Below are 26966 nucleotides of genomic sequence, written 5' to 3' on the forward strand. Positions count from 1 at the left end.
CAGTCTATCTCAGGCCCATGATACGCATGATCGTCATCTTGTCCTTGCTTTTTGGGGGTGTCACCTCTGGCCTTGCAGCAACGCCGTCGCGCTGCGTTGTCCTGCTGCATGGACTGGCCAGGACCGAAACCTCCTTTGCCTTGATGGAGGCCGCGCTGGAGGGCGAAGGCTACCGCGTGGTCAGGCCCGGCTATCCCTCGACAGAGGCACCGGTGGAGGCATTGGTCAAACAGACCCTGCCGGATGCAGTGGCCGCCTGCGGCACACCCAAGGTCGATTTCGTGACCCATTCGATGGGGGGTATCCTGCTGCGGCAATGGGTGGCGGATGCGGGGGCCGACCGCGTCGGACGGGTGGTGATGCTGGCCCCGCCCAACCAGGGCAGCGAAGTGGTCGATGAACTGAACGACATCACCGCCTTTGACTGGATCAACGGCCCGGCGGGCGCGCAGATGGGCACCGGGCCCGACTCTCTGCCGCGCAGCCTTCCTCCGGTCACCTTCCAGGTGGGCATTATCGCGGGATCGCAGTCCTTGAACCCCTATTTTTCCTCTCTTTTGCCAGGGCCTGACGATGGCAAGGTGTCGGTCGCATCGACCCGAGTGGCGGGCATGACAGATCAGATTGTCCTGCCGGTGACGCATACCTTCATGATGAACAATCCGCGCGTGATCGCCCAAACCATGAATTTTCTCAACACCGGCGCATTTGACAAGTCGATGACATGGCTCGGCGGGGTGCTGGATTCCTTTGGCTGCCCCGCTGGCAGTTGTCTGATGGGCCGCGGCGATGCCCAACATTGATCTGACCGGGGGGCAGGTGCTGCGCCGGGAGGGGTGGAGCAGCGCGCCGCTGTCCTTTGCGGATGGCGTGATTGTGGATAAACCTGTGGGCCGTTCCGTGGATTTGCACGGATTCAAAGTATTGCCGGGTATTGTTGATCCGCATGGTGATGGCTTTGAACGTCATCTGGCCCAGCGGCGCGGGGCGATGAAGCAGATGGACGAGGGGCTGGTCGCCTGCGAGGCCGAGCTTGCGGCAAACGGGATCACCACGGCGGTTCTGGCCCAGTTCGTGAGCTGGGAAGGCGGCATGCGCGGATTATCCTTTGCGGACAAGGTCTTTCGCGCCATTGCCGAGGCGCGGGATACCTTGGTCACCGACCTGCGAGGGCAGTTGAGGTTTGAGACGCATCTGCTTGATCTATATCAGGAATTACCCGACAGGATCGCGGATTGGCGTGTCGAATACATCGTCTTCAACGATCATCTGCCGCATGACCGGCTGGAGGCTGGCAAACAACCGCGCAGGCTGATGGGGCAGGCGCTCAAGGCCGGGCGAAGCCCCGAGAAACACCATGCCATGATGCTGGAGCTACATGGGCAAAGGGATGACGTGCCCGCTGCTCTCGACGGTTTATGTGAAACTCTGGGCCGTGCAGGCCTGCGCATGGGCAGCCATGACGACACGACGGCTCAGGGACGGGCCGCGTGGCGCAAGCGCGGTGTGGGCATTGCCGAGTTCCCCGAGACGCTGGAGGCGGCAGAGGCTGCGCGGGCAGCGGGCGACGCGGTGATCATGGGCGCGCCCAACGTGGTGCGCGGCGGGTCGCATAATGGCAACCTGTCAGCCCTGGACCTGATCGTGATGGGGTATTGTGATGCCATCGCATCAGATTATCACTACCCGTCGCCGCGCCGCGCCGCGTTGATGCTGGCAGAGGCCGGTGTCGCCCCCATGGCCGACATCTGGCACCTTGTCTCGGCCGGGCCTGCGGCGCTTTTGGGGTTGGAGGACCGGGGCGTGCTGGAAACCGGCAAGCGCGCCGATCTGGTGGTGCTGGACGCCGGAACAGGCCGCGTGGCCGCAACATTTGTCGCAGGCCGCGTGTCCTATATGTCGGGCGAGATTGCCGAACGCCTTATCGCGTGATCCGGTTCACATGGCCCATCTTGCGGCCCGGTTTGACATCCGCCTTGCCATAAAGATGCAGGCTGGTGTTCTTTTCGCGGGCCAGTTCCGGCACCCTGTCCATGTCATTGCCGATCAGGTTTTCCATCACCACATCGGCGTAACGCGACCCATCCCCCAGCGGCCAACCCGCGATGGCGCGGATGTGCTGTTCGAACTGGTCGACGCTGCATCCCTGCTGCGTCCAATGGCCTGAGTTATGCACCCGTGGGGCGATCTCATTCACGATCAGGCCCTGGGGTGTGACAAACAGTTCAACCCCAAGAATCCCGACATAATCCAGCGCATTCAGGATCTTGGCTGCCATCAGAACCGCATCGGTGCGCTGGCTGGCCGACAGGCGGGCCGGCACGGTGGTTGTGTGCAGAATGCCGTCGCGATGCACATTTTCGCCCGGATCAAAGCAGGCCACTTCGCCTGTCGCACTGCGCGCGGCGATGACAGAAACCTCGTGGCTGAAATCGACAAACCCTTCCAGCACACAGGGGGCGCCGTTCATGTCGGTCAGCGCCGTTTCGGCGTTATCTACGCTGCGCAGGCGGACCTGCCCTTTGCCATCATAGCCAAAGCGCCGGGTCTTGAGGATCGACGGCGTGCCGATGGCCGCCACGGCGGCGTCAAGGGCGGCCTGATCGGTGATATCGGCATAGGGGGCCACGTTCAGCCCCAGACCTTGCAGAAATTCCTTTTCGGTCAGGCGATCCTGGCTGATGCGCAGGGCCTCGCGGCCCGGTCGGATCGGCACCTGAGCCTCGATCAGGTCCAGCGCGCTTGTCGGGACATTCTCAAACTCGAAAGTCACGATGTCACAGGCGCTGGCAAAGGCCTTGAGCGCGGTATCGTCTTCGTAGGGGGCGGTGGTGACGGCATGGGCCACATGGCCTGCGGGCGGCTCTGACCCCGGCTCGAAAATATGGGTCTTGAACCCCAGCCGGGATGCCGCAACCGACAGCATCCGGCCCAGTTGCCCGCCACCGAGAATGCCGATGGTGCTGCCAAGCGGGAGGGGATCAGTCATCGGTCGGCACCTCCGGAATGGATGCGCTCAGGGCTGCGCGCCAATCGTCCAGCCGCTGTGCGATCTTTGCGTCTTGCAGGGCAAGGATGCCTGCGGCCATCAGGGCCGCATTGGCAGCCCCCGCCGCACCGATGGCCATGGTTGCCACGGGAAACCCGCGTGGCATCTGCAGTATCGAATAAAGCGAATCGACACCGGAAAGCGCCCGCGTCTGGACCGGCACACCGATCACCGGCACGCGGGTTTTCGATGCCATCATACCCGGCAGATGCGCGGCCCCACCGGCCCCTGCGATGATCACCTGCAAGCCACGATCAACGGCGGTCTTGCCATAGTCCCACAGTCTGTCCGGGGTCCGGTGCGCCGACACGATGCGGGTTTCATAAGGAATGGCCAGTTCATCCAGCAGCGTCGCAGCCTCGCGCATCGTGGCCCAGTCAGATTGCGAACCCATGATGATGCCAACGGGAGGAGGGGTCATGCCAAGCAGCCTTTTGCCAGAATTCAGAGCGCGCACTATACCTGCCCGCGCCTGCAGGGCAATGCGTGCGAGCGATGTTTCAGGCGATGATATCGGGGGTCAGGCGATCTTCGATCTGGGCGATCAGATCCTTGAGCCGCAGTTTGCGTTTCTTCAGGCGTTGCAGGGTCAACTGGTCCGCCGTGCTTCGGTCCGTCAGGGCCCTGATCGCCTCGTCCAGATCGCGGTGCTCGCGGCGGAACACTTCAAGTTCCACCCGCAGGACATCGTCGTTTTTCATGGAAAGATCAGTCGGCGCATTCATCGGTCGGGTGATTCCATCACAGTTAGAGTACCCCAATATAGGACTTGCGCTTGTTCACGCATAGCCCTTGCGCCCGGTAGTTCATGCCCCCATATTTATTTCATGGGTTGCCGCTGAAGGGACCCATACCTGACTGTCGCTTTAATACAGGACGTGTCGCATGACGAAACTGACGCTTGCTTCTTACCCTCACATGTTGGGGTTTGAACAGCTGGAACGGGTGCTGGAACGCACTGCGAAATCCGGCAACGAAGGCTATCCGCCTTTCAATATCGAACAGACATCCGACTACAGCTATCGCATCACGCTGGCCGTTGCGGGCTTTGCCGAGGATGATCTTTCCATCACTGTCGAGGACCGCCAGCTGGTGATCCGCGGACGTCAGCGCGATGATGGTGAAGACCGGGTGTTTTTGCACCGTGGCATCGCCGCGCGCCAGTTCCAGCGCAGCTTTGTGCTGGCCGACGGGGTAGATGTTGGCGAGGCCCAGATGGAGAACGGTCTGCTGCACGTGGACTTGACCCGCGCCAAACCTGAAACAGTTGTACAAACCATAAAGATCAAGAAAGGGTAAGATATGCATGACATGACCACCCATGGCGGAGACCGGACGGTATACGTCAAGACAATCGCCGTCAGCGATCTGCCCCGCGAAGTGCGTGATCAGGCCGAGGGTCTGGAACAGCTTTATTCGGTCCACGATGCCCAAGGCCAGCAGCTGGCGCTTGTCGGCGACCGCAAGCTGGCGTTCCATCTGGCGCGCGAACATGACTATGCGCCGGTGATGGTGCATTAGAGGATGCATTAAGCGCGGTCGGGGGCTTTACCCCGCCACGCAGATCATGGATTTGTAGGAGGCCGCAGCGCACTGCGGCCTTTTTTGTTGTCCGGGGAAGTTTGCAATGCGCCTTGAATTTGATTGGGTCGATGCCTTTACCAGCCAGCCGTTTGGCGGAAACGGATGTGCCGTGGTGCATGGCGGCGCGGTTCTGAGCGATGAAACCTGCATGGGCTACGTGCGCGAAACCTCTCTGGTGGAATGTACCTTTACCGGGCCGTCCGATGTGGCGGACCTGCGGGTCAAATACTATCTGGCCAGCCGGGAAATTCCTTTTGCGGGGCATCCCACCATTGCCACTGTTGCGGCGCTGCGCCATCGCGGCATGATCGGCGACGGGCCGCTGCGGCTGGAAACCGGGGCGGGCATCGTGGCGGTCGAGGTGGTGGGCGACCTGATTACCATGACACAAGTGGCGCCGACCTTCGGCCCGGAGATCCCTCCGCATCTGGTCGCAGCAATCGGTGGCATCACCCCGGAAGAGATCATCAGCCCGCCGCAGATCGTTTCAACCGGGTTGCCGTTCTGCATCACGGTCCTGCGCGACCGGGCTGCCCTCGACCGGCTGCAGTTCGATCCTTCAGCGCTTGGGGCCTATGCTGCGTCATTGGGTCATCAGAGCATTGATATCATGGAGCCTTACTGGATCACCCTGGAAGGGGCCACCTCTGCCGGTGACACTTATGCGCGGCTTCTGCTGGCACCGCCCAGCCCGCCGGAGGACCCGTTTACCGGATCGGCCACCGGTGCGGCGGCGAGCTATCTCTGGGCGCGGGGGCTGTTGGCGGGGCCGTCCTATGTGGCCGAGCAGGGTCATGGCATGGGCAGGCCGGGTCAGGCGCGGGTCACCGTTCTGGGACCACGCGACGCCATCACCGGTGTCGAAGTGTCCGGACAGGGTTGCGTGATCATGTCGGGCGATGTGTTTCTGCCCCATACAGGTACAAACGCGTGAGCGATCCGGCCATCGCTGTCCTGCCCTATGGTCAGCACCTGGGACCCGCGCTGGCGCAGATGCCACTGGATGAACTGCACTGGCCGTTGGGACGGCCTGACAGGCTGGACGGGGGCAAGGTGGCGGAGCTGACATCCACTGATCACCTGATCGTTTACCCCAAGACGGCCATGCATATTCAACCGCGCTGGGGCACCCGCGCGCAGGTTTCGGTGATGGTGGTTGAGCCACGGGTGATCCACGCGCGCCACCTGAAGATGTTGCGCTGGAGTTTCCGTCGTTTCCACCGGGTGCTTTGTCACGACGACGTGCTGCTGGCGGCGATCCCGAATGGCATCATGCTGCCCTTCGGCACCAGCTGGGTGCCTGATCATGAAACACTGAAGATCGAAAAAACACGGCACATGTCCCTCATCGCTTCGGCCAAGCGGGACACGCAGGGGCATCTGCTGCGGCACGATATGGTTGATCTGGTCAAGGCAGAGCGGCTGGATGTGGATATCCTCGGGCGGGGTTATGCGCCCTTTGCGGAGAAATCAGACGGGCTTGCGCCTTATCGTTTCTCCGTTGTGATCGAGAACATCCGCGAGCGGAATTACTTCACCGAAAAGATTGTTGATGCGGTACTGTGTGAAACCGTCCCGATCTACTGGGGCTGCCCGAACATCGGCGATTTCATGGAGACCGGTGGCATGATCCTGTGTGAAACGGCGGACGAGATGAGGGCCGCCATCCGGGCCGCCGATTCCGCGCAATATGGACAGCTGACCCCGGCTCTGCTGGCCGCGAAACCGCAGGCTGCCCATTGGGCTGATCTGGAGGGCCGCGCCGCCCGCGCGATCCGCGACAGCCTCTGAAACGCAAAACGCAGCCCCAAGGGGCTGCGCTTCGGGTTCGTCGCAAAGGGACCGGATCAGCCGCTGATCAGACCCATGCTTTCCAGTTTCAGCAGCACCTGATGCGCGCAGTTGTCGACGTCCACGCTTTCGGTGTCCAGTGACAGTTCGGGGTTCTGCGGCACGTCGTAGGGGTCTGAAATGCCAGTGAATTCCTTGATCTTTCCCTCACGCGCCAGCTTGTAAAGCCCCTTGCGGTCGCGGCGTTCGCATTCCTCGATGGATGTGGCGACATGGACCTCGACAAAGGCACCGAAGGCTTCGATGTCTTCGCGCACCGCGCGGCGGGTGGTCGCATAGGGCGCGATCGGCGCACAGATGGCGATGCCGCCGTTCTTGGTGATCTCGGAGGCGACATAGCCGATGCGGCGGATGTTCAGGTCACGGTGCTCTTTCGAGAAGCCCAGTTCGGAGCTGAGGTTCTTGCGGACGATATCGCCGTCGAGCAGTGTCACCGGGCGGCCGCCCATTTCCATCAGCTTGACCATCAGAGCATTGGCAATGGTGGATTTGCCCGAGCCGGAAAAGCCGGTGAAGAACACGGTAAAGCCCTGGTCAGAGCGCGGCGGCGAGGTGCGGCGCAATTCCTTGACCACTTCGGGAAAGGAGAACCATTCGGGAATTTCCAGACCTTCGCGCAGACGGCGGCGCAGTTCGGTGCCGGAAATGTTCAGGATGGTGACGTTGTCGCGGTCTTCGATCTCGTCATTGGGTTCGTACTGGGCGCGCTCCTGCACATAGACCATGTGTTTGAAATCGACCATTTCGATGCCCATTTCCTCCTGATGCTCGCGGAACAGGTCCTGCGCATCGTAGGGCCCATAGAAATCTTCGCCCTTGGAGTTGTTGCCGGGGCCCGCGTGGTCGCGACCGACGATGAAGTGGGTGCAGCCGTGGTTCTTGCGGATCAGACCATGCCAGACCGCTTCGCGGGGGCCGGCCATGCGCATGGCGAGGTTCAGCAGTGACATCGAGGTGGTGGCCGCCGGGTATTTGTCCAGCACCGCCTCATAACAGCGGACGCGTGTGAAGTGGTCCACATCGCCGGGCTTGGTCAGGCCGACAACCGGGTGGATCAAAAGGTTGGCCTGCGCTTCGCGGGCGGCGCGGAACGTCAGTTCCTGGTGCGCGCGGTGCAGCGGGTTGCGGGTCTGGAAGGCGACAACCTTGCGCCAGCCCATCTTGCGGAAATAGGCGCGCAGTTCATTGGGTGTGTCGCGGCGTGCGCGGAAGTCGTAATGTACCGGCTGCTGAATGCCTGTGACCGGACCGCCAAGATAGATCTTGCCCGCCTTGTTGTGCAGGTAGTTGACCGCCGGATGCGCGTCATCGTCGGCACCGAATACCTTTTCGGCCTCACGGGCCTTGTTGGGTTCCCAACGGTCGGTCACGGTCATGGTGGCAAGGATGACACCTTCCTGATCGCGCAGGGCAATGTCCTGACCCAGTTCCAGTTTCTCGGCAAAACCCTCGTTCACGTCCAGGGTGATCGGCATCGGCCAAAGCGTGCCGTCGGCCAGCCGCATGTTGTCCACGACGCCGTCATAATCGGCTTCGGACAGGAAACCCTTGAGCGGGTTGAAGCCGCCGTTCATCAGCAGTTCCAGATCACAGATCTGGCGCGGGGTCAGGTCGTGGCTGACCAGCTCACCTGCCTCATGTTTCAGCTTCTGGGCGGAATCGTAGGAAACATACAGTTCGGGGATCGGAGATAAATTTTGCACCATCGTCATGTCAAACTCACTTTTGCCTTATGTCGTCGTGACAGTATTGCAGGCCCTATGCCCCCGCACAGTGGCCAGAGTCTAGCGGTGCAAGGGGAAAAAGAGAAAAAATCCTGTCCGGGTTGCGGAAAATGGCCGGTCAGGACCGGTTTCAGGCGGTCCCGGCACCGGGCAATGCATCAAGTTGCGTCGTTAGGTCACGGGCATTCTTGACCGGCCATGACGCAAGCGGGGCGTGGACGCCGCGCAGCGTCAACTCTACCATCAGGTCCGGTGCGGGCGTATGGCCCGCCGCTGCCAGCAGCGGGGCAGAGATCATGGCCTGTACGCTATGTTCCTTGGTGACCCCCTCCAGCCGTGAGGCGGTATTCACGGTGTCGCCGATCAGCGTGCGGGGGGCCTGGCCGATGGCCCCAATCTCGCCCAGAACCACGTCCCCGAGGTGTGCGCCGATCCCGATTGCAACGGGGCCTTGTCCTTCGTCCGACAGTTGGGCGTTGAACTCATCCAGTGCCAGCGCAATGCCTTCGATGGCGCGCAACGCCGCCTGTGCCGAGCTTTCGGGCGTTGCCGTTTCAAAGATCGCCAGGAACCCGTCACCAAGGTATTTGTCTATCGTGCCGCCCTCGCGGTTGACCGCGGGGACAACCGCGTCAAAGAACCGGTTCAACAGGAACACCACGTCATAGGGCAACTGGCCGGTAGTGCGGGCCGTGAAGCCACGCATGTCAAGAAACAGCAGCGCCAGCTGTTTTTCTTCGCCCTGGCTGGCGTGGGTGCGGTGTTTGCGGCGGCCATCGGGCTGAAAGACGCGGAACACGGTCGTGGGGGCAACCGGCACGATCTGGCAGGCCAGCCGCATCCCCGGCTCTGCACCCACCGCAGCAAGGGCGCGGGCCTCTGCCGGGCTGGGCGGGTGCAACTGGTCTGCACCTTGCTCTATCCGAACACGGCAAGTGGTGCAGCGCCCCCGCCCGCCACAAAGCGACGCATGTGGCACGCCGCGCAGGCGGGACACCTCCAGCAGCGTCAGGCCTTTGGGGGCCCAGACCTCCGGCCCGTCCACATAGCTGACCCGCACGGATTGCCGTCGCGACAGGACCGACTTGGTCACATAGACTGCGCCGACGACCACCAGCACGGCAAACAACCCCCAACCAAGATAGCGCGTCCAGGCGATGAGCGTGGCGAAAGTGTCGACATCGGGGAAATTGTAGGCGGCATAGATCGCATCACGCTTTTCCGCGATGCGAAAATCCGCTGCGACCCGGCGCGCTTCGGTCAGGAACCCGGCCAGCGCAAAGGCAGGGACAAGCACGGCAAAGCCGGCAAGTGCGGGCAGTGACCTGCGCCACCATGCCTTTCCGCGCAGCCAGAAATGCAGGCCCGTGCAGCCATGCGCCCAGACCAATACCAGCAAGGCGCATTGTTTCCAGCCATCCAGCGTGTTGTAGAGCAAGAGCGAGATATACCCCATCTCGTCGTTCACACCGAAAAGCTCGTGCGCGGTGCGAGTGTGGACCAGATGCGCAATCAGCAGCACCGGGATCATCAGGCCAAGCGCGGTCTGCGCAGCCTCCCAGAACGGCATGCGCAGGGTGCCGCGCAGGGCAAGCCTGCCCAGAACCATGGCCAGATGGATGGTAAATGCACCGTAGATCAGGATCGTTCCGGCAAGGCTGCGGGTGACAACCTGACGCAGATCCTGCGCCGCATGCATCAGCTCGGTCGAAATGAGGCCCAGCCCGATGTTCAGGAAATGCAGCAGGGCATAGATGAACAACACCAGACCGCTGGCGATGCGCAGGCGGGTGGCAGTGGTTCCGCGCCAGAGATCGCTCATGTCCTGCTCCTTGCGTTCGCCCGAGTTTGCGGGGGCGCAAGGATCAGGTCAAGACGGGCGATGGCAGCCTATTCAGCCACCTGCGCGCCGTGGCCCAGCGGCAGGGAAGTGTCCTTGCCGCCCGGAATCTCCACATCGTCGCCCATTTCGGCCAGGAACCGTTCCGCCTCCAACGCAGCCATGCAGCCCATACCGGCACTGGTCACCGCCTGGCGGTACTTGTGGTCCGTCAGGTCGCCGGCGGCAAAGACGCCGGGAATAGAGGTTTCGGTGCTGTCAGGCTTGGTCACGACATAGCCGCCCATATGGGTTTCCAGCACGTCCTTGACCAGTTCGTTCGCCGGGGCATGGCCGATGGCGATGAACACGCCCTTGGCGGGGATGTCCGTGATTTCGCCGGTCTCGACATGCTTTACCTTGATGCCTTCGACGCCCAGCGGGCTGTCGGTGCCATAGACTTCGTGCAGTTCATGGAACCACAGCGGTTCGATCTTGGGGTTCTTCATCAGCCGGTCGATCAGGATCTTCTCGGCGCGCAATTCGTCGCGGCGGTGGATCAGCGTGACCTTTGAGGCGAAGTTGGTCAGAAACAGCGCCTCTTCGACAGCCGTGTTGCCGCCGCCGACGACGACGATCTCCTGACCACGGTAAAAGAACCCGTCACAGGTCGCACAGGCGCTGACGCCAAAGCCCTTGAACTTGTCCTCCGTCGGCAGGCCGAGCCATTTTGCCCGCGCACCGGTGGCAAGGATCACCGCATCGGCCACATAGGTGGTGCCGCTGTCCCCTTTGGCATGGAAGGGACGGCTGGAAAGGTCCAGATCGGTGATGATGTCGCCGATGATCTCGGTGCCCATGGCCTTGGCATGGTCCTGCATGCGGATCATCAGGTCAGGGCCCTGCACTTCACTGTCACCGGGCCAGTTCTCGACCTCGGTGGTGGTGGTCAGCTGGCCGCCCGGTTCGATGCCCTGCACCAGAATAGGCTCCAGCATGGCGCGGCTGGCATAGACACCGGCGGTGTAGCCTGCGGGGCCTGAGCCAATGATCAGAACCTTGGTTTTGCGTGTCTCGGCCATACGGCACCCCCGAACATCTGTTGCAGCCCCCGTCATATAGACAAGCTCCGCTCCCGCTTAAACCCCCGTTGGGATGACCGGAAGCCGGGCCGATAGGGCTTTTCTTCGAAGGATGCTGGCGCTAAGTGTCGACTCTGGAAGATTCTTGCGCGAATACGAAACAATATTGCGCAGAATTGCCGCGCTGATATAAGAATCGCAAATACCACAGGGGGCGTCATGGCAGGTACACGGCTTGATCCGATTGATCGGAAAATTCTGGCCGAATTGCAGGCGGATGGGCGGATGACCAATGTTGAGCTGGCCAAGCGGGTCGGCATTTCAGCACCGCCCTGCCTGCGCCGGGTGCGCACGCTGGAGGAACAAGGCTACATCCGCGGCTATCACGCCGATGTCGATGCCCGCGAACTGGGGTTCGAGGTTCAGGTTTTCGCGATGGTCGGGCTGGCGAGCCAGGCCGAGGCGGACCTGAGCACCTTCGAGCAGAAATGCCGCGACTGGCCGCTGGTCCGTGAATGCCACATGCTGAACGGCGAAGTCGATTTCATCATCAAATGCGTGGCCCCCGACCTGTCCAGTTTCCAGAGCTTTCTGACCGGCAAGCTGCTGACCACCCCGAATGTGGCCAGCGTCAAGACCAGCCTGGTCATCCGTGGTGCCAAGGATGAGCCCGGCGTGCCTTTCGATGTATTGGAAGAACGCCTGAAGACGTCCCCCTGAGGAGCAGGCCCAGGGGGACGCCGTCGCGGCGTGTGCCCTCAGGCGACCTGGCCGTTTTCCGGTTCGGGGGCGCGAGGGTGGGCAAGGGGGCCAAAGTCGGTGATGTGACTGATACGCGGAAACATCCCCAGGAAACGGTCGCGAAGTGAATGGGTTACCGTCCGCGTTGCATTGGCGCCGGGGTGAAAGGTTTCCATCTCTAGCCCGCCCGCATTGATCGCGGCATGCCGGTCCAGGCAGATGTGGAACAGCCGCACAGGCGTTGGCGGTACGATCTCGATCACGTTCACGCCATCCACGAATTCCCGGACAGAGGTCAGCATCCGTGTGCCCCCGGCCTCTGACCTCAGGTGGTGGGGTGTGTGCAGCACCCGCGCGCCCGGTCCCACGGTCAGGAAGGAGGCGGGGCGCCCCTGTCCGAAACTGTCGGCCATGATCCGCACCAGCGGCATCCGGCGGCCCGCATCGGCAGGCACGAAACTGGAGGAACCGATCCAGATCAGCTTGGCCGGTTCCCCGGTCGACGTGTTGATCATGTCACCGGGTTGCAGATCCTCGACCGCAACCTCGCCATTGACGGTCTGGATCAGCGTGCCGCGTGCAAAAGCGGAAAAGGCGGATTCGAACAAGGGAATGGCCGGGGCCCTGTCCTGTCCGATGTAGAGCGAGTCATCCGACCGCAGCGCCGCTATTTCGAAATTGCGCATCGGCATGGGGACGGCTGCCCGCAGGCCGCCGTTTGCAGGACCCGGCGCGTTCAGGTCGAACCCACGCGGTGCTTTCAGTCTGGTCGTCAGGCGGGCGCCCGAGGCAGCAGTAATATTCATGCGATCACCCTTCCAAGGTTGGTCACATCCGTGTCGGCCCCCACCGACAACAACGGAAATAACATTTGTCATTTCATGTCTTCTACGAGGCTTAAATCGCCATGAAAGAGCTAGATTGTCAAAGTTTGTCGAACATTAATGCCCCATTTAAGGCTAATTTGGTGGAATATCGCCGTTCTGTTTCCTCATTTCCGCCGGCGTCCGCCACATTTCGCGCAAAAAAAGACCCCCCTCGCGAATCAACGCGTGGGGGGTCCTGCACTCGTACCAGCAAAACTGGTAGCTTTGGGGAGGCTGGTGCGGTGCTCAGGCGGTCTTGCGCGCCGATGCGTCTGATGCCGTGCGCTTGGCAATGAAAGCCTTGCGGCGTGCGCCGCGTGCCCAGGGCATCACGGTGTCATTCTTGGCTGCGGTTTCGACGACGTTCTTGATAAAGCGCGTGTTGGTTTTCATTGTCTCATCCTCGGTCTGGTTTTTTCGGGTCGTTGCCCTTGCTTGAGGATCAATATGCCCGGCCAATCGGGCGGGTTTTTGGCGTTTTAAGAAAAGTTTCGAAAAAGCTTCACCATTGGGCCGGTTGTTTGTGGCCACGGCGCCTCAATTCCTGAGTGCCCTTGTTTTATTGGGGTTTGCGGGGGCTTTGTGGTCAATCCTGCCACTTTGGCGTGATTGTTTCCACTTCGCGATTGGCCCTTTCGGGCAGGAAGGGGGCCGGACCTGCCCCAATTGCGTCAAAATCAAAGGGTGATGGCAGAGATCAGTCGGCCGTAGTCGGCCTCCTTGGCGTGGGTGGTTCTGCGATAGGAGTAGAACCGCGCCGGATCGCTGTAGGTGCAATGATGTGTCCATTCCGCATGGCCAACGCCAGCGGCCCGCAGCCGGTTCAGGCCAAATCCCGGCAGATCGAACAGCATCCGGTCGCCATCGCCATTGGCAAAGTAGCGGGCAAAGGCCTGATCCTCGGCGATGAAATCCTCGAAGAATTCCGGCCCGACTTCATAGGCGCGCTGGCTGATGCAGGGTCCGATCACGGCGGTGATGGCATGTCGCTTGGCCCCCAGCGCCACCATGGCATCGACGGTGGCGTGCAACACGCCGTCCAGCGCGCCGCGCCATCCGGCATGGGCGGCCCCGATAACCCCGGCTTCGGCATCGGCGAACAGTACGGGCTGGCAATCGGCGGTCAGCACCGACAGGGCCAGACCGGGGGTGGCGGTGACCAGCGCATCCGCTTTCGGCTTGTCGGCCTGCGGTTCAGCCACCGTGATCGCGGTTGCAGAATGAACCTGATGGACACCCAGCAGGTGCTCCTGCGGCACGCCCATGGCGTCAGCCACGCGGCGGCGGTTGATCGCCACGATTTCGCGTTGATCGGAACTGCCCTGTCCGCAGTTCAGACCGGCGAACACCCCCGAGGACGCACCGCCCGCGCGGGTAAAGAACCCGTGACGCAGGGGGGCAAGGCTGTCCGACGTGAGAATTTCCAGTGTCATGGTTCCAATCCCGGTGGCGGTGCCGACTCTGGTGGATAGAGGGCGATCACCTTGAAGAGGTTTCCCATTTCCTGCGGATGCGTCAACCGTCGATGTGCAGCGATGTGGCTGTCCAGCGCCGGGCCGGTCAGCGCCTGCGCCAGTTGCTGCGCCCGTTGCGTGATGCCCAGCCGTTCCAGGAACACGCCCTGCGGGGTGACGCGGCTGTAGGCACAAGGGGCTGCGGCAAGGGCGATCGCTTCGAAATCCACATGTGCGGTCAGGTCGGCGGCACCTGGGTCGGCCAGCGGGTCTGCGGGGGCATGATCCTGAACAGCCTGCCAGGTGTCGCCCAGCGTGTGCCAGTCGCCATAATCAATGATGACCGCTGCGCCGCCGTGGTTTGCGATCCGGGTCGCGATCTGCGACAGGATCGGGGACAAGGCACCGCAGATTTCCACCACGTTGCCGTCGTGGGTATCCTTGATCCTGTCCTTCAGCGCAGGTTGCGGCTGGGCAGGGCCCAGGCCCAGGGCAAGGGTGCCGTCCTGCAGGCCGACCTGCCGTTCGCGCCAGCGCGTCCCTTCCCGGACAAACTGGCGGATCGGCAGCGCGTCAAAGAATTCGTTTGCCACCAGATAAAGCGGTTGTTCCGGCAGATCGCCGATGTCGGTTGACCATGTGACCCGAGCGGCCTTCAGGGTTTGGGCCTGTATCTGCCGCAGGCTGTCGGAGGCTTCAATCAGGTGAATTTCCGCCGCGTCGATAAATCCCGGCACCTGTGCGCAGGCCCGCAGGATATCGGCCATCAGGGTGCCGCGTCCGGGACCCAGTTCCGCCAGGGTAAAGGGGGCAGGCGCGCCGTCGTCCAGCCATTTCTGTGCCAGCGACAGGCCGATGACCTCACCGAACATCTGGCTGATCTCAGGCGCGGTGGTGAAATCCCCCGCAGCCCCCAGCGGGTCGCGGGTCGCGTAATAACCCCAGCGCGGGTGCAACAGGCAGGACTGCATATAGTCGTCCAGCCGCATCGGACCCTCGGCCCGGATGCGTGCGACGATATGGTCGTGCAGGCTCATGCTGCGCGGCGTCGGGCCCGCAGGATCAGGAAGACCCCAACCATGATCATCGGCAGGCAGAGGATCTGGCCCATGGTCATCCCATAGCCGCCCATGTGCCAGGCGAGGCCCAGCGGGTTGCCGTCACTGACGAATTGCGCGTCGGGCTGGCGGACGAATTCGACCGCAAAGCGGGCAATGCCATAGCCCGCAAGAAAGGTGCCGCCGATCAGCCCTTCGCGTTGCAACGCGCCGCGCCGCCAGGCCATCCAGACCAGAATGCCGCCCAGGATCAACCCTTCCAGCAGCGCTTCATAAAGTTGCGAGGGGTGCCGGGCGCAGATCCCCGCCACGTCGGGGCAGTATTGCGCCGCATCGGTCGGAAAGGCGACGCCCCAGGGCAGATTGGTCGGGCGGCCCCAAAGCTCGGCATTGATGAAATTGGCCAGACGCCCCAGGAACAGCCCCGGTGCCAGCCCGAGGCAGACCAGATCGCCGGTCGAGATGGTGGGGATCTTGTGGCGCCGGGTAAAAAGCAGCCCGGCAATGATAACGCCCAATGCCCCGCCGTGAAACGACATGCCGCCCTCCCAGAGTTGCAGGATGCGCAGGGGATTGGAGAGGTAGAACGCCGGTTGATAGAACAGCACATAGCCCAGCCGCCCGCCCAGGATGACGCCCAGGATCACCCAGAACAGCAGGTCCTCGACCTGGGAGGGGGTCATCACAGGCGTGTTGTTCTTCCAAAGGCGCGGGGTCCGGGTGGCGCGCACGACCAGCCGCCAGCCCAGCAGGATGCCGACAATATAGGCCAGCGCATACCAGCGCAGCGCGAAGGTTGTGCCAAAAAGCGAGATCGAGAAAACCTCGGGGGAGATATCGGGGAAGGGGAGCATTGCGATCATGCGCTGATTGAGCGCGCCCCGGCGGGGAAGTCAACCTTGCGCCTGCGGCAAGTGGGCCCCATATAGGATGAAAGCGAACCCCGGAGGCCCGACATGCAGACCCGCAACAAGTTTTTCGACGACGTCAGCCAGATGATGACCAATGCCATGGGCGTGGCACAGGGGGCCCGGAACGAGGCCGAAACCGCGTTGAAAGGCATGATGGACCGCTGGCTGGCGGACCGCGACTTTGTCACCCGCGAGGAATTCGACGCGGTGCGCGCGATGGCGCAGAAGGCCCGCGAAGAGAATGAGACGCTCAAGGCGCGGCTGGACGCGCTGGACGCCAAGAAGGGCTGACCAAAAGGCGGCGCTGCCGCGCCATTCCCATTTATTGCAAGGGGCGGGTGATCACCTGACCACCGGTGTCGCGACCGGTGTCGGGTGGGGCGCATGGATATTTGTAGCCAAAAAGAAAAGCATCGCTGATATTTCGCGGCTGTGATTGATTTTCCCACAAGATATTGGAGATATCCCCCGTAATTTGTAGTTATCCCCAAGAAAAAGGTTGCCACGGGTCACGCTTATCGCCCACCATATCTAGTATAGGCTTGGAAGAGTTCCCCGCCTATTAGTGCAGGCATCCATGGCTGGTGGCGCAGGCGCACCACGGCTCTGGACCAAAAAAAGAGGTGGCGAAATGGCCCTGTCCGAGCAGTACCTTGAAGAAGACATTCACCCCATTGATATCGTGGAAAACCTGGCGGCCCATCATGAGTGGGATTTCGACAGGATTTCCGATGAGCAGATCGCCATGGCTGTCGAGGGCCAGTGGCGGACCTATTCGATCACCCTGGCCTGGTCCGCGTTCGACGAAACGCTGCGCCTGATCTGCACCTTTGACATGGACCCGCCGGAGCATGCCTTGCCCGGCGTTTACGAGTTGCTCAATTCCATCAATGACCAATGCTGGGCGGGGGCCTTTACCTATTGGGCAGAGCAGAAGTTGATGGTCTATCGCTATGGATTGGTGCTGGCAGGCGGGCAGGATGCCTCGGCCGAGCAGATCGACACAATGATCACGGCTGCCGTGATGTCGGCGGAGCGGTATTACCCGGCGTTGCAGCTGCTGATCTGGGGGGACCGGACCCCGAAAGACGCGCTTCAGGTCGCCATTGCAGAGGCCTACGGCCACGCGTAACAGTTTCCCGCGAGTAAATGCGGGAGATTTGTGATGAAAGACAGTCGGATTGCTGCCGGAGGCCTGGTGTTGCTGGGCTGCGGCAAGATGGGGTCAGCCATGCTGGCTGGTTGGCTGGCGCGCGGGTTGCCGCCCTCCTCTGTCTGGGTTCTGGACCCTGTGCCATCTGACTGGTTGCGGGGGCAGGGGGTTCATCTGAACGAAACCCTTCCCGAAACACCGGCGCTTGTGCTGGTGGCGGTCAAACCGCAGATGATGGCAGAGGCGCTGCCGACCTTGCAGGCCATGGGCAATGGCAGCACGGTTTTTGTCAGCGTTGCCGCCGGGATCCCAGTTTCCTATTTCGAGAAGGTTCTGGGCGCGCAAACGCCCATCGTGCGCGCCATGCCAAACACGCCTGCCGCGATTTCGCGGGGGATCACGGCGATCGTTGGTAATGCTGCTGTCGGCGCACAGGCCCTGGACGAGGCAGAAGCGCTGCTCAGCGCAGTAGGCGAGGTGGTGCGCCTGACCGAAGAGGCGCAGATCGACGCGGTGACCGGTGTCAGCGGATCGGGGCCGGCCTATGTCTTTCACATGATGGAGACGATGGCAGAGGCCGGAGTGGCCCAGGGGTTGCCGCGTGAACTCGCCTTGCAACTGGCCAAGGCGACGGTCGCCGGGGCCGGGGCGCTGGCAATGGAGGCGGCAGAGGATCCCACGCAGCTTCGCATCAATGTGACCAGTCCGAATGGCACGACCCAGGCTGCGCTTGAGGTGTTGATGGACCCCGAAACTGGGTTCCCGGCGCTGTTGAAACGTGCGGTGGCGGCAGCCGCCGACAGATCAAGGGAGCTGTCAGATGGCTGAGATTGATTTCGATGATTTCATGAAGGTGGATATCCGCGTCGGGACGGTGATCCGCGCAGAACCCTTTCCAGAAGCGCGCAAGCCTGCGATCAAGCTTTGGGTGGACTTCGGGGAAGAAATCGGCACCCGCAAGACCTCGGCGCAGATCACGGTGCATTATACGCCCGATGACCTGATCGGCCGACAGGTGATGGCGGTGGTGAATTTTCCACCGCGCCAGATTGGCCCCTTCATGTCCGAGGTGCTGGTGTTGGGGGTGCCGGACGCGGAGGGGGCGATTGTTCTGCTGTCTCCGGACCAGGAGGTTCCCATCGGTGGGCGCATGCACTGAATTGAATCAGTGAGCTGTGCAGCTTTCCTGATGTCTTGCATGAGCTGCGCTGTGCGGATTTTCCAGGCCGGCTCTGTGGTGCAGTTGATGGGGCCATGACGCGGGATTTCACCCTCAGCGCGACTAGAGCACCGTCCAGTTGGCTTGACTCAATCGCGGTGCTCTATCCCTTTGATATTGCGCGATGTCCGAGTCGGAAATCGTTGCCGATTTCCTCGCCATCGCTCTAGAATGGATGTTTTTCACCGGAATTTCGGGCCGCCAAGGGGGCTATTTCGACAGTTCTGCGATGTGCATGTGTTGATGTTGAATATGTGGATAACTTTGAAAGAAAGTGAGCTTTAATCAAGTTTCAGGAAAAATGCGGTGGATAACCCGCCGAAATAGTCGGCTTTTTAAAAGGTGTTGGTGATCATTTATCCCCAACTGCCTCGCGCCAGTGGCGTCGGCAGAGGGACAGATAGGTCTCATTACCCCCGATCTGGACCTGCGCGCCGTCGCGCTGGGGTTTGCCGCCTGCGTCCATCCTCACCACCATGGTGGCCTTCTTGCCGCAATGGCAGATGGTGCGGACCTCGCGCATTTCATCGCTGAGGGCCAGCAGGGTGGCAGAGCCGGGGAACAATTCGCCGCGAAAGTCTACCCGCAGGCCAAAGCACATGACAGGCACGTTCAGGTCATCGACCACGCGCGCCAGTTGCCAGACCTGTTCGGCGCTCAGGAACTGTGCCTCGTCCACGAAAATACAGGCACATGGCCCCTGGGCCAGCCGCGTTTCGATCTTGGCAAATAGGTTTTCCTTGGGTGCGAAAGTATCCGCCTTTTGACCGATCCCGATCCGCGAGGCGATGCGTGCCTCGCCCGCGCGGTCGTCAAGCTGGGCCGTCAGCAGATAGGGGTGCATCCCCCGTTCTACGTAGTTATGCGCAGCTTGCAGCAGAACGGTGGATTTCCCCGCGTTCATGGTTGAATAATGGAAATAAAGTTTGGCCATGGCGCATCCCATACGTCAGGATCATCGCGGCGATCAAGCAAAAGGGTTCGTCCATTTGCTGCCCTGCGGGCCTGAAGCTCCCTCTCTCTTCAGAAATGGCCGAACCAAACAAACGCTGCGCAGGGGCCGCAGGTCACTCGTCATTCCGCGTACTCTGCGGATAGAATGTGAATGACATCTGCCGGGTCTGCGGTTAATGGGAAAAACCGAGGCGTGTTCCCCCGAAGGGCATGCGCCAGCCAACGGAGAACCGAAGTTATGGCCGGAATAGGCAGCTATCTGAAGAAACACACCGAGGCCCTGGTGAAGGATGTTGGAATTGAGCCAGCCTGCGAATTGACCGGAAAGTCCAAGGCGACCTTGGGGCGCTATTATTCCGACAATGCAGAACATGCCGATCGTTTCATGCCCATTGATGCGGTGGCGCAGCTTGAGAAGGCTGCGCGCTATCCTCATGTAACGGCTGCCCTGGCAGAGCTGGGCGGCGTCGAATTGTCCTTTCATGACGATCGCCCGAATGCGCCGCGCACTGGTGGGGTGAATTCCGATGTGATCGCGCTGAGCCAGCGTTTTGCAATGCTGATGGCCGAATACCAGCAATCCATGGAAGATGGCCGGATCACGGTAAACGAAGCAAAGCGGCTGCTGCGCGAGACGACGATGTTGCAGCAGGTGCTGATCGACATGAAACTGAACCTGGAAGAAGAAAGTGGCTGATATCTTGTCTTCCCTGCAAGCGGATGCCTTGCCTCAGATCGAAACCGACCGTTTGCGCGCAGAAGGTGATCCGGGTCACAAGCCGCGCATATTGCTGCTGTATGGGTCGCTGCGCGAGGTCAGCTATTCGCGCAAGGCCACCATTGAATCGGCACGTATCCTGGAGCATCTGGGATGCGAGACGCGGATGTTTGACCCTACGGGGCTGCCGCTGCCCGATGGGGCGGAGGCCGATCACCCCAAGGTACAGGAACTGCGCGATCTGGCGGTCTGGTCCGAAGGCATGGTCTGGTCCAGCCCGGAACGCCACGGGGCGATGACGGCGGTGATGAAGGCGCAGATCGACTGGCTGCCCTTGTCCCTGAAGGGCGGCATCAGGCCGACACAGGGCAAGACCCTGGCGGTGATGCAGGTCAGTGGCGGATCGCAATCCTTCAACGCGGTCAATCAGATGCGTATCTTGGGGCGGTGGATGCGGATGGTTACCATTCCCAACCAGTCCAGTATTCCCAAGGCCTGGCTGGAGTTCGATGAGGCGGGACACCTGCCTGCGGGCCCGTTCTACAACCGCGTTGTCGATGTGATGGAGGAACTGGTCAAGTTCACCTGGCTGGTGCGCGGGCGCGCGGATTATCTTGTGGATCGCTATTCCGAGCGAGTGGAAAGCGCGGAAGAGGTCCACAAACGTGTGTCTTTGAAATCGCTCTGACGCGGCTTCGGCTTGGCGCTCAGCCGTGCTTTTGCACGATGACGGACCCGACTGAATAGCCCGCGCCAAAGGAACAGATCAGCCCCATATCGCCGTCTTTCAGATCATCGGAGTATTTGGAGAAGGCGATGATCGACCCGGCAGAGGACGTATTGGCATAATCCTGCAGGATATTGGGCTGTTCGCCCGGTTCGGGCACCCGGCCCAGTACCTTGCGCCCGATGAAATCATTCATCGACTTGTTGGCCTGGTGCAGCCAGATCCGTTTCAGATCATCGCTGACGACACCATTGTCCGCCATATGCGCCGCGACATGATCAGAGACCAGCGGCAGCACTTCTTTGAATACCTTGCGGCCATTCTGCATGAATTGCATGTCGCGCCGGTCGGCAACGCCATCAGGCCGGGACCGGCGCAGAAAGCCGTTGTTGTTCCTGATGTTGTTTGAGAACTGCGTCGCGCAACGGGTTGATTTGATTTCAAAATAGGGTCCTTGCGCGGCTTCCTCCCGCTCGATCAGCGTGGCCGTGGCCACATCGCCAAAAATGAAATGGCAATCGCGGTCTCGCCATTCCAGATGGGCCGAGCAGATTTCCGGATTGACCACCAGGGCAGAGCGGATCGAGCCGCTGCGCACCATATCCGCCGCCGCCTGAATGCCGAAGGTGGCAGAGGAGCAGGCGACATTCATGTCGAATGCAAAGCCGTTGATATCCAACAACTCCTGAATTTCGATTGCCACAGCCGGATAGGCGCGTTCGAGGTTCGATGCGGCGCAGATCACGGCATCGACATCCGCCGCAGTCTTGCCCGCCTGGGCGAGCGCCTTGTTGGCCGCATCCAGCGCCATTTCGGCCATCAGCGAAGGTTCGTCATCGCTGCGTTGGCGCAGCAACGGGTGCATCACCTGCGGGTCCAGAACGCCCGCCTTGTCGATCACATAGCGCCGCTCGATCCCGCTGGCCTTGACGATGAACTCTTCGGAGGAATGCGTCTTGGCCTCAACCTCGCCCGCTTCGATCGCAGCGGCATGTTCCGAGTTGTACAGATCGACATAGGCGTTGAACGAGGCCACCAGTTCCGCATTGGTGATGATCTGGTCCGGCGTGAAGATGCCGGTGCCGGTGATAACAGGTGTGTACATTCGGTAACCTCTTGATTTGCGCCAAACTAGCCGGGGTCCGGGGCCGGGGGCAAGGGCGTGTCTGAGGTGCACCTGACCCGGCCCTTACCCCCGGGGCACGGAATACAGAACATAGCCATCGCGCCGCGCGACTTCCTGCGCGCCGGTGTCAATGACAAAGACGCCAAGGTTTTCCAAGTCCTCCGGGCAACCAACCAGATCGGCGGCATCGTCGAGAAACTGGTTGGTATAGGCGTCCTCGCCCAAGCGGCGGCAGGCATCGCCGTCGAAGCGGTAGCCATCGCCGAAGAATGGCAGGGCGCTGGGGGCAGTGACGGGGGTGCAGGCGGTGAGCAGGAAAACAGCGGGAATTAGGGTGCGGAACATATGCGTAAACTCCCGATTGATTTAATGGGAAAGTACCATCCGTATTTGGTTATGACCAGAAAGACTCGCTGTTTTGGACGAATCAGTTGATACTAAGGATATTCAGAATATGAAAGATTATTGAAATGATTTTACAAAAGAGCCGCTTTTTTGCGAGCCTATTCGTGATGTCTGGCCTCATTAGCGGGTGTGCAGAAGGCACTTCACCGTTAGATGAACGATATTCAATCATATCAGCAGATGAAGCCTATAATTCGGCGGTAACGAAAGCGAGCCGCCGCAATTCATCGGCATTTCCGGTTGATAAAGCAGGGCCAGTCGTAAGAAGAGAACATTACAGAGCATTGGTTGAATTCAACCATATCGTGGCGAATGAATTCCTGGTTGCTGCCGATCATTCTCGGAGGCTGGGGAAATATGGAAATGGCGCACTTATTCTAACAGCGGTTTTATATGGCGTAGGAAGCACCAATGGGGTCAATTCGGACACGTTAACCAATGGCTTGATTGCGGGTCTTGGCCTCTCTGAAGCGATTCATTATTCCGGTTCAAACGTGAGTTCGGGCGCGTTCTTGGCGGCGGCAGAACAATCTGCCTGTATTGCCGCGCGTGGGGCGAAAAAGCTGAACCCTCCGGCCAACAACATGCCGACGGATTCCGATGCAAATGAACTTTGGGAAGCGATGGTTGTTGTTCAAGCCGATCTCCGACGCAATCTACGGCGAAAGCATGTCGGTTTCATTCGTTTGGCGACAGGTCTGCTCGATCCTTCGGCGCACGGGGTGGAAAGCTACGAATTGTCACGGGCCGAACAACGTCTGCGCGCACATACCAAACAGGAAAAAATGAGAAGCGAGGCAGGCGGTAAAGTCAGCAAGGCAGGCGATGAAATTAATAATACCCTTCGCTATCAATTGCTTGAATGTTTGGCGCAAGAAACTTCCGGTGACACTTGACGATTTCTACCCCTGCAACGCCTTCACGCCAATCTCATCCTCCGCCTGCGCCTTGATCGCCAGCGCCGCGGCATAGGCCCCGGCGGCGGTGGTGAAATAGGGGATCTTGTCGAACAATGCGATGCTGCGGATGCTCTTGCTGTCCTCGACCGCCTGCGTGCCTTCGGTGGTGTTCAGCACCAGATGCACGGCCTCGTCCTTCATCATGTCGGTCACATCGGGGCGACCTTCATAGACCTTGTTGACGGTCTCGCAGGCATGGCCGTGTTGCTTGAGCCAGGCGGCGGTGCCACGGGTGGCGACGATGCTGAACCCCTGTTCCAGCAGGATCCGCGCGGCGGAGAGCATGTCGTCCGTCTTGTCCATGTCCTTGATCGAGATAAAGACGCAGCCTTCGCGTGGCATGACGTTCCCGGCCCCCATCTGCGCCTTGAGGAAGGCACGGGGGAAGTCGCGGTCCCAGCCCATGACCTCACCGGTTGAGCGCATTTCGGGACCCAGCAGCGTATCGACGCCGGGGAAGCGGGCAAAGGGCAGCACCGCCTCCTTGACAGAGAACCATGGCATGTCGGGATCGGCCAGCGTCATCGGGTCGCCCAGTGGCAAGACGTCGGCATAGGCGGCCTGTTCGGGGTAGGGCGGGCGTTTGGGAAAGTTCGACAGCGGCTCGCCCGCCATGATCCGCGCGGCGATGGAGGCGATGGCTGAATCAGTCGCCTTGGCCACAAAAGGCACGGTGCGCGAGGCGCGCGGGTTGACCTCGATCAGGTAGACTTCGCCATCCTTGACTGCGAACTGGATGTTCATCAGGCCAACCACATTCAGCGCCAGCGCAAGGGCATGGGTCTGCTTGGTCACTTCCTCGATGATGGCGCGATCCAGCGAATAGGGCGGCAGCGAACAGGCACTGTCGCCGGAATGCACGCCGGCCTCTTCGATATGCTGCATGATCCCCGCGACATGCACATCCGTGCCATCACAGAGCGCGTCGACGTCCAGTTCGACCGCGCCGGACAGGTAATTGTCCAGCAATACCGGGCTCTTGCCCGAGACAACAACCGCATCGCGGATATAGCGCTCAAGGCTTTGCTGATCGCGCACAATCTCCATCGCGCGACCACCCAGCACATAAGAAGGGCGGATCACCAGGGGGAAGCCGATGTCGGCCGCGATTTCCAGCGCCTCGGCATCGGAATGGGCGATGCCGTTCCTGGGTTGTTTCAGGCCCAGCTTCTGCACCAGCTGCTGGAACCGCTCGCGGTCTTCGGCGAGGTCGATCATGTCGGGCGTGGTGCCAAGGATCGGGATACCGGCCTCTTGCAGCGCATTGGCGAGCTTGAGCGGGGTCTGGCCACCGAACTGGACGATGACGCCATGCAGGGTGCCGTTTTCCTGCTCGACCCGCATGATCTCCATCACATGTTCGAATGTCAGAGGTTCGAAATATAGCCGGTCGGAGGTGTCATAATCGGTGCTGACAGTCTCGGGGTTGCAGTTGACCATGATGGTCTCGTAGCCCGCATCCGTCAGCGCATAGCAGGCGTGACAGCAGCAATAGTCGAATTCGATCCCCTGGCCGATGCGGTTGGGGCCACCGCCGAGGATCACGACTTTCTTGCGGTCACTGGGGCGCGCCTCGCATTCCACGTCGCCCATCATCGGGGCTTCATAGGTGGAATACATGTAGGGCGTCTGCGCCTCGAATTCGGCTGCACAGGTGTCGATCCGTTTGAAAACGGCCTTCACCCCGACAGCAAGGCGTGCCTTGCGCACCTCTTCCTCGGTCTTGCCTGACAGATGCGCAAGGCGGGCATCGGTAAACCCCATCATCTTGAGCTGGCGCAGCCCGTATTCGTCGCCGGGCAAGCCGGTGCTGCGTACCACTTCCTCTGCTTCGATGATCTCGCGGATACGGTCGAGAAACCAGGGGTCGAACATGGTGATGCCGTGAATATCGACGTTGGACATGCCGTGGCGCATGGCCTGGGCGATGGTGCACAGCCGGTCGGGGGTCTGTTTGCTGATCGCCTTGATCAGCGCGGCACGCTCGTCTGGCGCCAGATCCCCCTCACCCAACCCTCTCCCCCGAGGGGAGAGGGCTCCCGCGCCGCTCGCAGCCGAGCGTGCGGCATCAGTAGAACCGCTCTCCGGGGACCGCCGCTCCCTCTCCCCCGAGGGGGAGAGGGCTGGGGTGAGGGGGGCGATACCGGGGATGTCGATCTCGTCAAAGCCGGTCAGACCCGATTCCATCGACGCAAGCGCCTTTTGCATGCTTTCGTGAATGGTGCGGCCAATCGACATTGCCTCGCCCACCGATTTCATCGCGGTGGTCAGGTTGGGCTCTGAGCCGGGAAACTTCTCGAAAGCGAATTTGGGGATCTTTGTGACGACATAGTCGATGGTGGGCTCGAAGGATGCCGGGGTGACGCCGGTGATGTCATTGTCCAGCTCGTCCAGGGTGAAGCCGACCGCGAGTTTGGCGGCGATCTTGGCAATCGGGAAACCCGTCGCCTTGGAGGCCAGTGCCGAGGAGCGCGACACGCGTGGGTTCATCTCGATCACCACCATGCGCCCGTCGGCGGGGTTTACGGCCCATTGCACGTTGGAACCGCCGGTTTCCACGCCGATCTCGCGCAGCACCGCGATGGAGTGGTTGCGCATGATCTGGTATTCCTTGTCGGTCAGCGTCAGCGCGGGTGCGACGGTGATGGAATCGCCCGTGTGCACCCCCATCGGGTCCACGTTTTCGATCGAGCAGACGATGATGGCGTTGTCGGCGGTGTCGCGCACCACTTCCATCTCGAATTCCTTCCAGCCCAGCAGGGATTCGTCGATCAGGATCTGCCCCATGGGAGAGGCGTCCATGCCGGAGCGGCAGTAGAATTCGTAATCCTCGCGGTTATAGGCGACGCCGCCGCCGGTGCCACCCATGGTGAAGGCGGGACGGATAATTGCAGGCAGGCCGATATCTTCAAGCGCTTCGAGCGCAAGCCGGACCCCTGCGGCAAGATCCTTCTTGCCCTTTGCATCCTTGGGCGCGGTGCAGATCGTGGCGCGGGGGTTTTCGATGCCCAGCCGGTCCATCGCCTCGCGGAACAGTTTGCGGTCTTCGGCCATCTCGATGGCCTCGCGCTTGGCGCCGATCATCTCGACGCCATATTTCTTGAGCACGCCCATCTCTTCGAGTGCCAGCGAGGTGTTCAGCCCGGTCTGCCCGCCCATGGTGGGCAGCAGCGCGTCGGGGCGTTCCTTTTCGATGATCTTGGCGACAATCTCGGGCGTGATGGGTTCGATGTAGGTTGCATCGGCGAGGCCCGGATCGGTCATGATGGTGGCCGGGTTGGAGTTCACGAGGATGACCCGGTAGCCTTCCTCCTTGAGCGCCTTGCAGGCCTGCGCACCGGAATAGTCGAACTCGCAGGCCTGTCCGATGACAATGGGGCCAGCACCAATGATCATGATTGATTTGATGTCGGTGCGCTTTGGCATGGCAGTGCCCCCTGATATGCAAATTCACTGCGTTATAGGCATGGCGTGATCGGGCGCAAGGCCGGATTGGGGGAGCGGCCCCCATGTGCGCGGGATATTTTCCGCCAAAAAGAAACGAAATGCATCGGCGGACATTATTC

At 61.1% G+C, this 26966-nt stretch carries 29 protein-coding genes; 14 read left to right on the forward strand and 15 right to left on the reverse strand.

Features of this window, described 5'->3' with window-relative positions; genetic code table 11:
* The first annotated feature begins 26 nt into the window (after positions 1-26).
* Together A8B82_RS00580 and A8B82_RS00585 are read left to right on the forward strand one after the other, a co-directional pair.
* Entirely contained in the window at positions 27-803 is a 777-nt protein-coding gene (locus A8B82_RS00580; protein WP_067286943.1) for an alpha/beta fold hydrolase, read from the forward strand.
* A complete protein-coding gene (locus A8B82_RS00585) occupies positions 790-1932 on the forward strand; it encodes an alpha-D-ribose 1-methylphosphonate 5-triphosphate diphosphatase (protein WP_067286946.1) in 1143 nt (380 codons plus the stop codon). The genes A8B82_RS00580 and A8B82_RS00585 overlap by 14 nt, the downstream gene beginning before the upstream one ends.
* Here A8B82_RS00585 and A8B82_RS00590 read toward each other — a convergent pair.
* The 3 genes from A8B82_RS00590 to A8B82_RS00600 all read right to left on the reverse strand — a co-directional run bounded on the left by A8B82_RS00590 (position 1922) and on the right by A8B82_RS00600 (position 3774).
* Complete coding sequence (locus A8B82_RS00590) at positions 1922-2989, reverse strand: 5-(carboxyamino)imidazole ribonucleotide synthase (protein WP_067286949.1); 1068 nt, start codon at positions 2987-2989, stop codon at positions 1922-1924. The two genes, A8B82_RS00585 and A8B82_RS00590, sit on opposite strands and share 11 nt — an antisense overlap.
* Entirely contained in the window at positions 2982-3470 is a 489-nt protein-coding gene (purE, locus tag A8B82_RS00595; RefSeq protein WP_067286951.1) for a 5-(carboxyamino)imidazole ribonucleotide mutase, read from the reverse strand. Before purE ends, A8B82_RS00590 begins: the two co-directional genes overlap by 8 nt.
* A 79-nt stretch (positions 3471-3549) precedes the next feature.
* Complete coding sequence (locus A8B82_RS00600; RefSeq protein ID WP_067286954.1) at positions 3550-3774, reverse strand: YdcH family protein; 225 nt, start codon at positions 3772-3774, stop codon at positions 3550-3552.
* Positions 3775-3934: 160 nt separating this feature from the next.
* Between A8B82_RS00600 and A8B82_RS00605 the strand changes: the two genes are divergently transcribed.
* The 4 genes from A8B82_RS00605 to A8B82_RS00620 all read left to right on the forward strand — a co-directional run bounded on the left by A8B82_RS00605 (position 3935) and on the right by A8B82_RS00620 (position 6424).
* Positions 3935-4348, forward strand: coding sequence for an Hsp20 family protein (locus A8B82_RS00605; RefSeq protein ID WP_067286957.1), 414 nt, complete (start codon positions 3935-3937; stop codon positions 4346-4348).
* A gap of 3 nt (positions 4349-4351) precedes the next feature.
* Positions 4352-4570, forward strand: coding sequence for a DUF1150 family protein (locus tag A8B82_RS00610; RefSeq protein WP_067286964.1), 219 nt, complete (start codon positions 4352-4354; stop codon positions 4568-4570).
* A 106-nt stretch (positions 4571-4676) separates the two neighbouring features.
* Positions 4677-5567 carry a PhzF family phenazine biosynthesis protein gene (locus tag A8B82_RS00615; RefSeq protein ID WP_067286966.1) on the forward strand — a complete coding sequence of 297 codons (891 nt, stop codon included), beginning with the start codon at positions 4677-4679 and terminating at the stop codon, positions 5565-5567.
* Positions 5564-6424, forward strand: a complete 861-nt coding sequence (locus A8B82_RS00620) for a glycosyltransferase family 10 domain-containing protein (RefSeq protein WP_067286972.1) — start codon at positions 5564-5566, stop codon at positions 6422-6424. Before A8B82_RS00615 ends, A8B82_RS00620 begins: the two co-directional genes overlap by 4 nt.
* 56 nt (positions 6425-6480) lie before the next feature.
* On the opposite strand, the gene A8B82_RS00625 is transcribed toward A8B82_RS00620, so the two are convergent.
* From A8B82_RS00625 to trxB, 3 genes are all read right to left on the reverse strand, one after another.
* Positions 6481-8196: a bifunctional sulfate adenylyltransferase/adenylylsulfate kinase gene (locus A8B82_RS00625; RefSeq protein WP_067286976.1), complete on the reverse strand. Its 1716-nt coding sequence runs from the start codon at positions 8194-8196 to the stop codon at positions 6481-6483.
* A gap of 142 nt (positions 8197-8338) precedes the next feature.
* Entirely contained in the window at positions 8339-10030 is a 1692-nt protein-coding gene (locus A8B82_RS00630) for an adenylate/guanylate cyclase domain-containing protein (protein ID WP_067286979.1), read from the reverse strand.
* 68 nt (positions 10031-10098) lie between these two features.
* Positions 10099-11109 carry a thioredoxin-disulfide reductase gene (trxB, locus tag A8B82_RS00635; RefSeq protein ID WP_067286981.1) on the reverse strand — a complete coding sequence of 337 codons (1011 nt, stop codon included), beginning with the start codon at positions 11107-11109 and terminating at the stop codon, positions 10099-10101.
* Between the two features lie 219 nt (positions 11110-11328).
* Between trxB and A8B82_RS00640 the strand changes: the two genes are divergently transcribed.
* Positions 11329-11829 carry an Lrp/AsnC family transcriptional regulator gene (locus tag A8B82_RS00640; protein WP_067286983.1) on the forward strand — a complete coding sequence of 167 codons (501 nt, stop codon included), beginning with the start codon at positions 11329-11331 and terminating at the stop codon, positions 11827-11829.
* A 38-nt stretch (positions 11830-11867) separates the two neighbouring features.
* Here the strand turns inward: A8B82_RS00640 and A8B82_RS00645 are convergent, their stop codons facing one another.
* The 5 genes from A8B82_RS00645 to lgt form a co-directional block, all read right to left on the reverse strand.
* Complete coding sequence (locus A8B82_RS00645; protein WP_235604588.1) at positions 11868-12656, reverse strand: Hint domain-containing protein; 789 nt, start codon at positions 12654-12656, stop codon at positions 11868-11870.
* Positions 12657-12962: 306 nt separating this feature from the next.
* Positions 12963-13247: a hypothetical protein gene (locus A8B82_RS23795; protein ID WP_138069631.1), complete on the reverse strand. Its 285-nt coding sequence runs from the start codon at positions 13245-13247 to the stop codon at positions 12963-12965.
* Positions 13248-13393: 146 nt separating this feature from the next.
* The gene (pgeF, locus tag A8B82_RS00650) at positions 13394-14149 is read right to left on the reverse strand and encodes a peptidoglycan editing factor PgeF (protein ID WP_067286985.1); all 756 of its coding nucleotides are present in this window, start codon (positions 14147-14149) and stop codon (positions 13394-13396) included.
* Positions 14146-15207 carry a class I SAM-dependent methyltransferase gene (locus A8B82_RS00655; RefSeq protein ID WP_067286988.1) on the reverse strand — a complete coding sequence of 354 codons (1062 nt, stop codon included), beginning with the start codon at positions 15205-15207 and terminating at the stop codon, positions 14146-14148. Before A8B82_RS00655 ends, pgeF begins: the two co-directional genes overlap by 4 nt.
* Entirely contained in the window at positions 15204-16091 is an 888-nt protein-coding gene (gene lgt / locus A8B82_RS00660; protein ID WP_067286991.1) for a prolipoprotein diacylglyceryl transferase, read from the reverse strand. Before lgt ends, A8B82_RS00655 begins: the two co-directional genes overlap by 4 nt.
* Before the next feature lie 93 nt (positions 16092-16184).
* Here lgt and A8B82_RS00665 point away from each other — a divergent pair, with 93 nt between their 5' ends.
* The 4 genes from A8B82_RS00665 (at position 16185) to A8B82_RS00680 (ending at position 18451) form a co-directional block, all read left to right on the forward strand.
* Complete coding sequence (locus tag A8B82_RS00665) at positions 16185-16430, forward strand: accessory factor UbiK family protein (protein ID WP_067286993.1); 246 nt, start codon at positions 16185-16187, stop codon at positions 16428-16430.
* A 340-nt stretch (positions 16431-16770) separates the two neighbouring features.
* Positions 16771-17271 carry a YbjN domain-containing protein gene (locus A8B82_RS00670; RefSeq protein ID WP_067286996.1) on the forward strand — a complete coding sequence of 167 codons (501 nt, stop codon included), beginning with the start codon at positions 16771-16773 and terminating at the stop codon, positions 17269-17271.
* Positions 17272-17304: 33 nt separating this feature from the next.
* Positions 17305-18120: a pyrroline-5-carboxylate reductase gene (gene proC / locus A8B82_RS00675; protein WP_067286999.1), complete on the forward strand. Its 816-nt coding sequence runs from the start codon at positions 17305-17307 to the stop codon at positions 18118-18120.
* The gene (locus A8B82_RS00680) at positions 18113-18451 is read left to right on the forward strand and encodes a tRNA-binding protein (RefSeq protein ID WP_067287001.1); all 339 of its coding nucleotides are present in this window, start codon (positions 18113-18115) and stop codon (positions 18449-18451) included. Before proC ends, A8B82_RS00680 begins: the two co-directional genes overlap by 8 nt.
* Before the next feature lie 412 nt (positions 18452-18863).
* Here the strand turns inward: A8B82_RS00680 and A8B82_RS00685 are convergent, their stop codons facing one another.
* Positions 18864-19445, reverse strand: coding sequence for a thymidine kinase (locus A8B82_RS00685; protein WP_067287004.1), 582 nt, complete (start codon positions 19443-19445; stop codon positions 18864-18866).
* A gap of 258 nt (positions 19446-19703) precedes the next feature.
* Here A8B82_RS00685 and A8B82_RS00690 point away from each other — a divergent pair, with 258 nt between their 5' ends.
* Both A8B82_RS00690 and arsH read left to right on the forward strand, forming a co-directional pair.
* Entirely contained in the window at positions 19704-20162 is a 459-nt protein-coding gene (locus tag A8B82_RS00690; RefSeq protein WP_067287007.1) for a hypothetical protein, read from the forward strand.
* Position 20163: 1 nt separating this feature from the next.
* Complete coding sequence (gene arsH / locus A8B82_RS00695) at positions 20164-20871, forward strand: arsenical resistance protein ArsH (RefSeq protein ID WP_443069325.1); 708 nt, start codon at positions 20164-20166, stop codon at positions 20869-20871.
* 19 nt (positions 20872-20890) lie between these two features.
* Here arsH and A8B82_RS00700 read toward each other — a convergent pair whose 3' ends face one another.
* A complete protein-coding gene (locus tag A8B82_RS00700) occupies positions 20891-22015 on the reverse strand; it encodes a beta-ketoacyl-ACP synthase III (RefSeq protein WP_067287013.1) in 1125 nt (374 codons plus the stop codon).
* Positions 22016-22099: 84 nt separating this feature from the next.
* On the reverse strand, positions 22100-22381 hold the full coding sequence (locus tag A8B82_RS00705; protein WP_067287014.1) for a hypothetical protein: 282 nt from the start codon (positions 22379-22381) through the stop codon (positions 22100-22102).
* Between the two features lie 125 nt (positions 22382-22506).
* On the opposite strand from A8B82_RS00705, the gene A8B82_RS23800 reads away from it, so the two are divergent.
* Positions 22507-23337, forward strand: coding sequence for a hypothetical protein (locus tag A8B82_RS23800; RefSeq protein ID WP_138069632.1), 831 nt, complete (start codon positions 22507-22509; stop codon positions 23335-23337).
* A gap of 6 nt (positions 23338-23343) precedes the next feature.
* On the opposite strand, the gene carB is transcribed toward A8B82_RS23800, so the two are convergent.
* Positions 23344-26826, reverse strand: coding sequence for a carbamoyl-phosphate synthase large subunit (gene carB, locus A8B82_RS00715; RefSeq protein ID WP_067287021.1), 3483 nt, complete (start codon positions 26824-26826; stop codon positions 23344-23346).
* Between the last annotated feature and the right edge of the window lie 140 nt (positions 26827-26966).

This window comes from Sulfitobacter sp. EhC04 (genome assembly GCF_001650875.1).
In the GTDB taxonomy this organism is placed as follows: domain Bacteria; phylum Pseudomonadota; class Alphaproteobacteria; order Rhodobacterales; family Rhodobacteraceae; genus Sulfitobacter.

Excerpts from the sequence above, each read along its gene's own strand:
- A8B82_RS00580 (WP_067286943.1), top strand. The coding sequence starts at position 27 with ATGATCGTCATCTTGTCCTTGCTTTTTGGGGGTGTCACCTCTGGCCTT.
- A8B82_RS00585 (WP_067286946.1), top strand. The coding sequence starts at position 790 with ATGCCCAACATTGATCTGACCGGGGGGCAGGTGCTGCGCCGGGAGGGG.
- A8B82_RS00590 (WP_067286949.1), bottom strand. The coding sequence starts at position 2,989 with ATGACTGATCCCCTCCCGCTTGGCAGCACCATCGGCATTCTCGGTGGC.
- purE (WP_067286951.1), bottom strand. The coding sequence starts at position 3,470 with ATGACCCCTCCTCCCGTTGGCATCATCATGGGTTCGCAATCTGACTGG.
- A8B82_RS00600 (WP_067286954.1), bottom strand. The coding sequence starts at position 3,774 with ATGAATGCGCCGACTGATCTTTCCATGAAAAACGACGATGTCCTGCGG.
- A8B82_RS00605 (WP_067286957.1), top strand. The coding sequence starts at position 3,935 with ATGACGAAACTGACGCTTGCTTCTTACCCTCACATGTTGGGGTTTGAA.
- A8B82_RS00610 (WP_067286964.1), top strand. The coding sequence starts at position 4,352 with ATGCATGACATGACCACCCATGGCGGAGACCGGACGGTATACGTCAAG.
- A8B82_RS00615 (WP_067286966.1), top strand. The coding sequence starts at position 4,677 with ATGCGCCTTGAATTTGATTGGGTCGATGCCTTTACCAGCCAGCCGTTT.
- A8B82_RS00625 (WP_067286976.1), bottom strand. The coding sequence starts at position 8,196 with ATGACGATGGTGCAAAATTTATCTCCGATCCCCGAACTGTATGTTTCC.
- A8B82_RS00630 (WP_067286979.1), bottom strand. The coding sequence starts at position 10,030 with ATGAGCGATCTCTGGCGCGGAACCACTGCCACCCGCCTGCGCATCGCC.
- trxB (WP_067286981.1), bottom strand. The coding sequence starts at position 11,109 with ATGGCCGAGACACGCAAAACCAAGGTTCTGATCATTGGCTCAGGCCCC.
- A8B82_RS00640 (WP_067286983.1), top strand. The coding sequence starts at position 11,329 with ATGGCAGGTACACGGCTTGATCCGATTGATCGGAAAATTCTGGCCGAA.
- A8B82_RS00645 (WP_235604588.1), bottom strand. The coding sequence starts at position 12,656 with ATGAATATTACTGCTGCCTCGGGCGCCCGCCTGACGACCAGACTGAAA.
- pgeF (WP_067286985.1), bottom strand. The coding sequence starts at position 14,149 with ATGACACTGGAAATTCTCACGTCGGACAGCCTTGCCCCCCTGCGTCAC.
- A8B82_RS00655 (WP_067286988.1), bottom strand. The coding sequence starts at position 15,207 with ATGAGCCTGCACGACCATATCGTCGCACGCATCCGGGCCGAGGGTCCG.
- lgt (WP_067286991.1), bottom strand. The coding sequence starts at position 16,091 with ATGATCGCAATGCTCCCCTTCCCCGATATCTCCCCCGAGGTTTTCTCG.
- A8B82_RS00665 (WP_067286993.1), top strand. The coding sequence starts at position 16,185 with ATGCAGACCCGCAACAAGTTTTTCGACGACGTCAGCCAGATGATGACC.
- A8B82_RS00670 (WP_067286996.1), top strand. The coding sequence starts at position 16,771 with ATGGCCCTGTCCGAGCAGTACCTTGAAGAAGACATTCACCCCATTGAT.
- proC (WP_067286999.1), top strand. The coding sequence starts at position 17,305 with ATGAAAGACAGTCGGATTGCTGCCGGAGGCCTGGTGTTGCTGGGCTGC.
- A8B82_RS00680 (WP_067287001.1), top strand. The coding sequence starts at position 18,113 with ATGGCTGAGATTGATTTCGATGATTTCATGAAGGTGGATATCCGCGTC.
- A8B82_RS00685 (WP_067287004.1), bottom strand. The coding sequence starts at position 19,445 with ATGGCCAAACTTTATTTCCATTATTCAACCATGAACGCGGGGAAATCC.
- A8B82_RS00690 (WP_067287007.1), top strand. The coding sequence starts at position 19,704 with ATGGCCGGAATAGGCAGCTATCTGAAGAAACACACCGAGGCCCTGGTG.
- A8B82_RS00700 (WP_067287013.1), bottom strand. The coding sequence starts at position 22,015 with ATGTACACACCTGTTATCACCGGCACCGGCATCTTCACGCCGGACCAG.
- A8B82_RS00705 (WP_067287014.1), bottom strand. The coding sequence starts at position 22,381 with ATGTTCCGCACCCTAATTCCCGCTGTTTTCCTGCTCACCGCCTGCACC.
- A8B82_RS23800 (WP_138069632.1), top strand. The coding sequence starts at position 22,507 with ATGATTTTACAAAAGAGCCGCTTTTTTGCGAGCCTATTCGTGATGTCT.
- carB (WP_067287021.1), bottom strand. The coding sequence starts at position 26,826 with ATGCCAAAGCGCACCGACATCAAATCAATCATGATCATTGGTGCTGGC.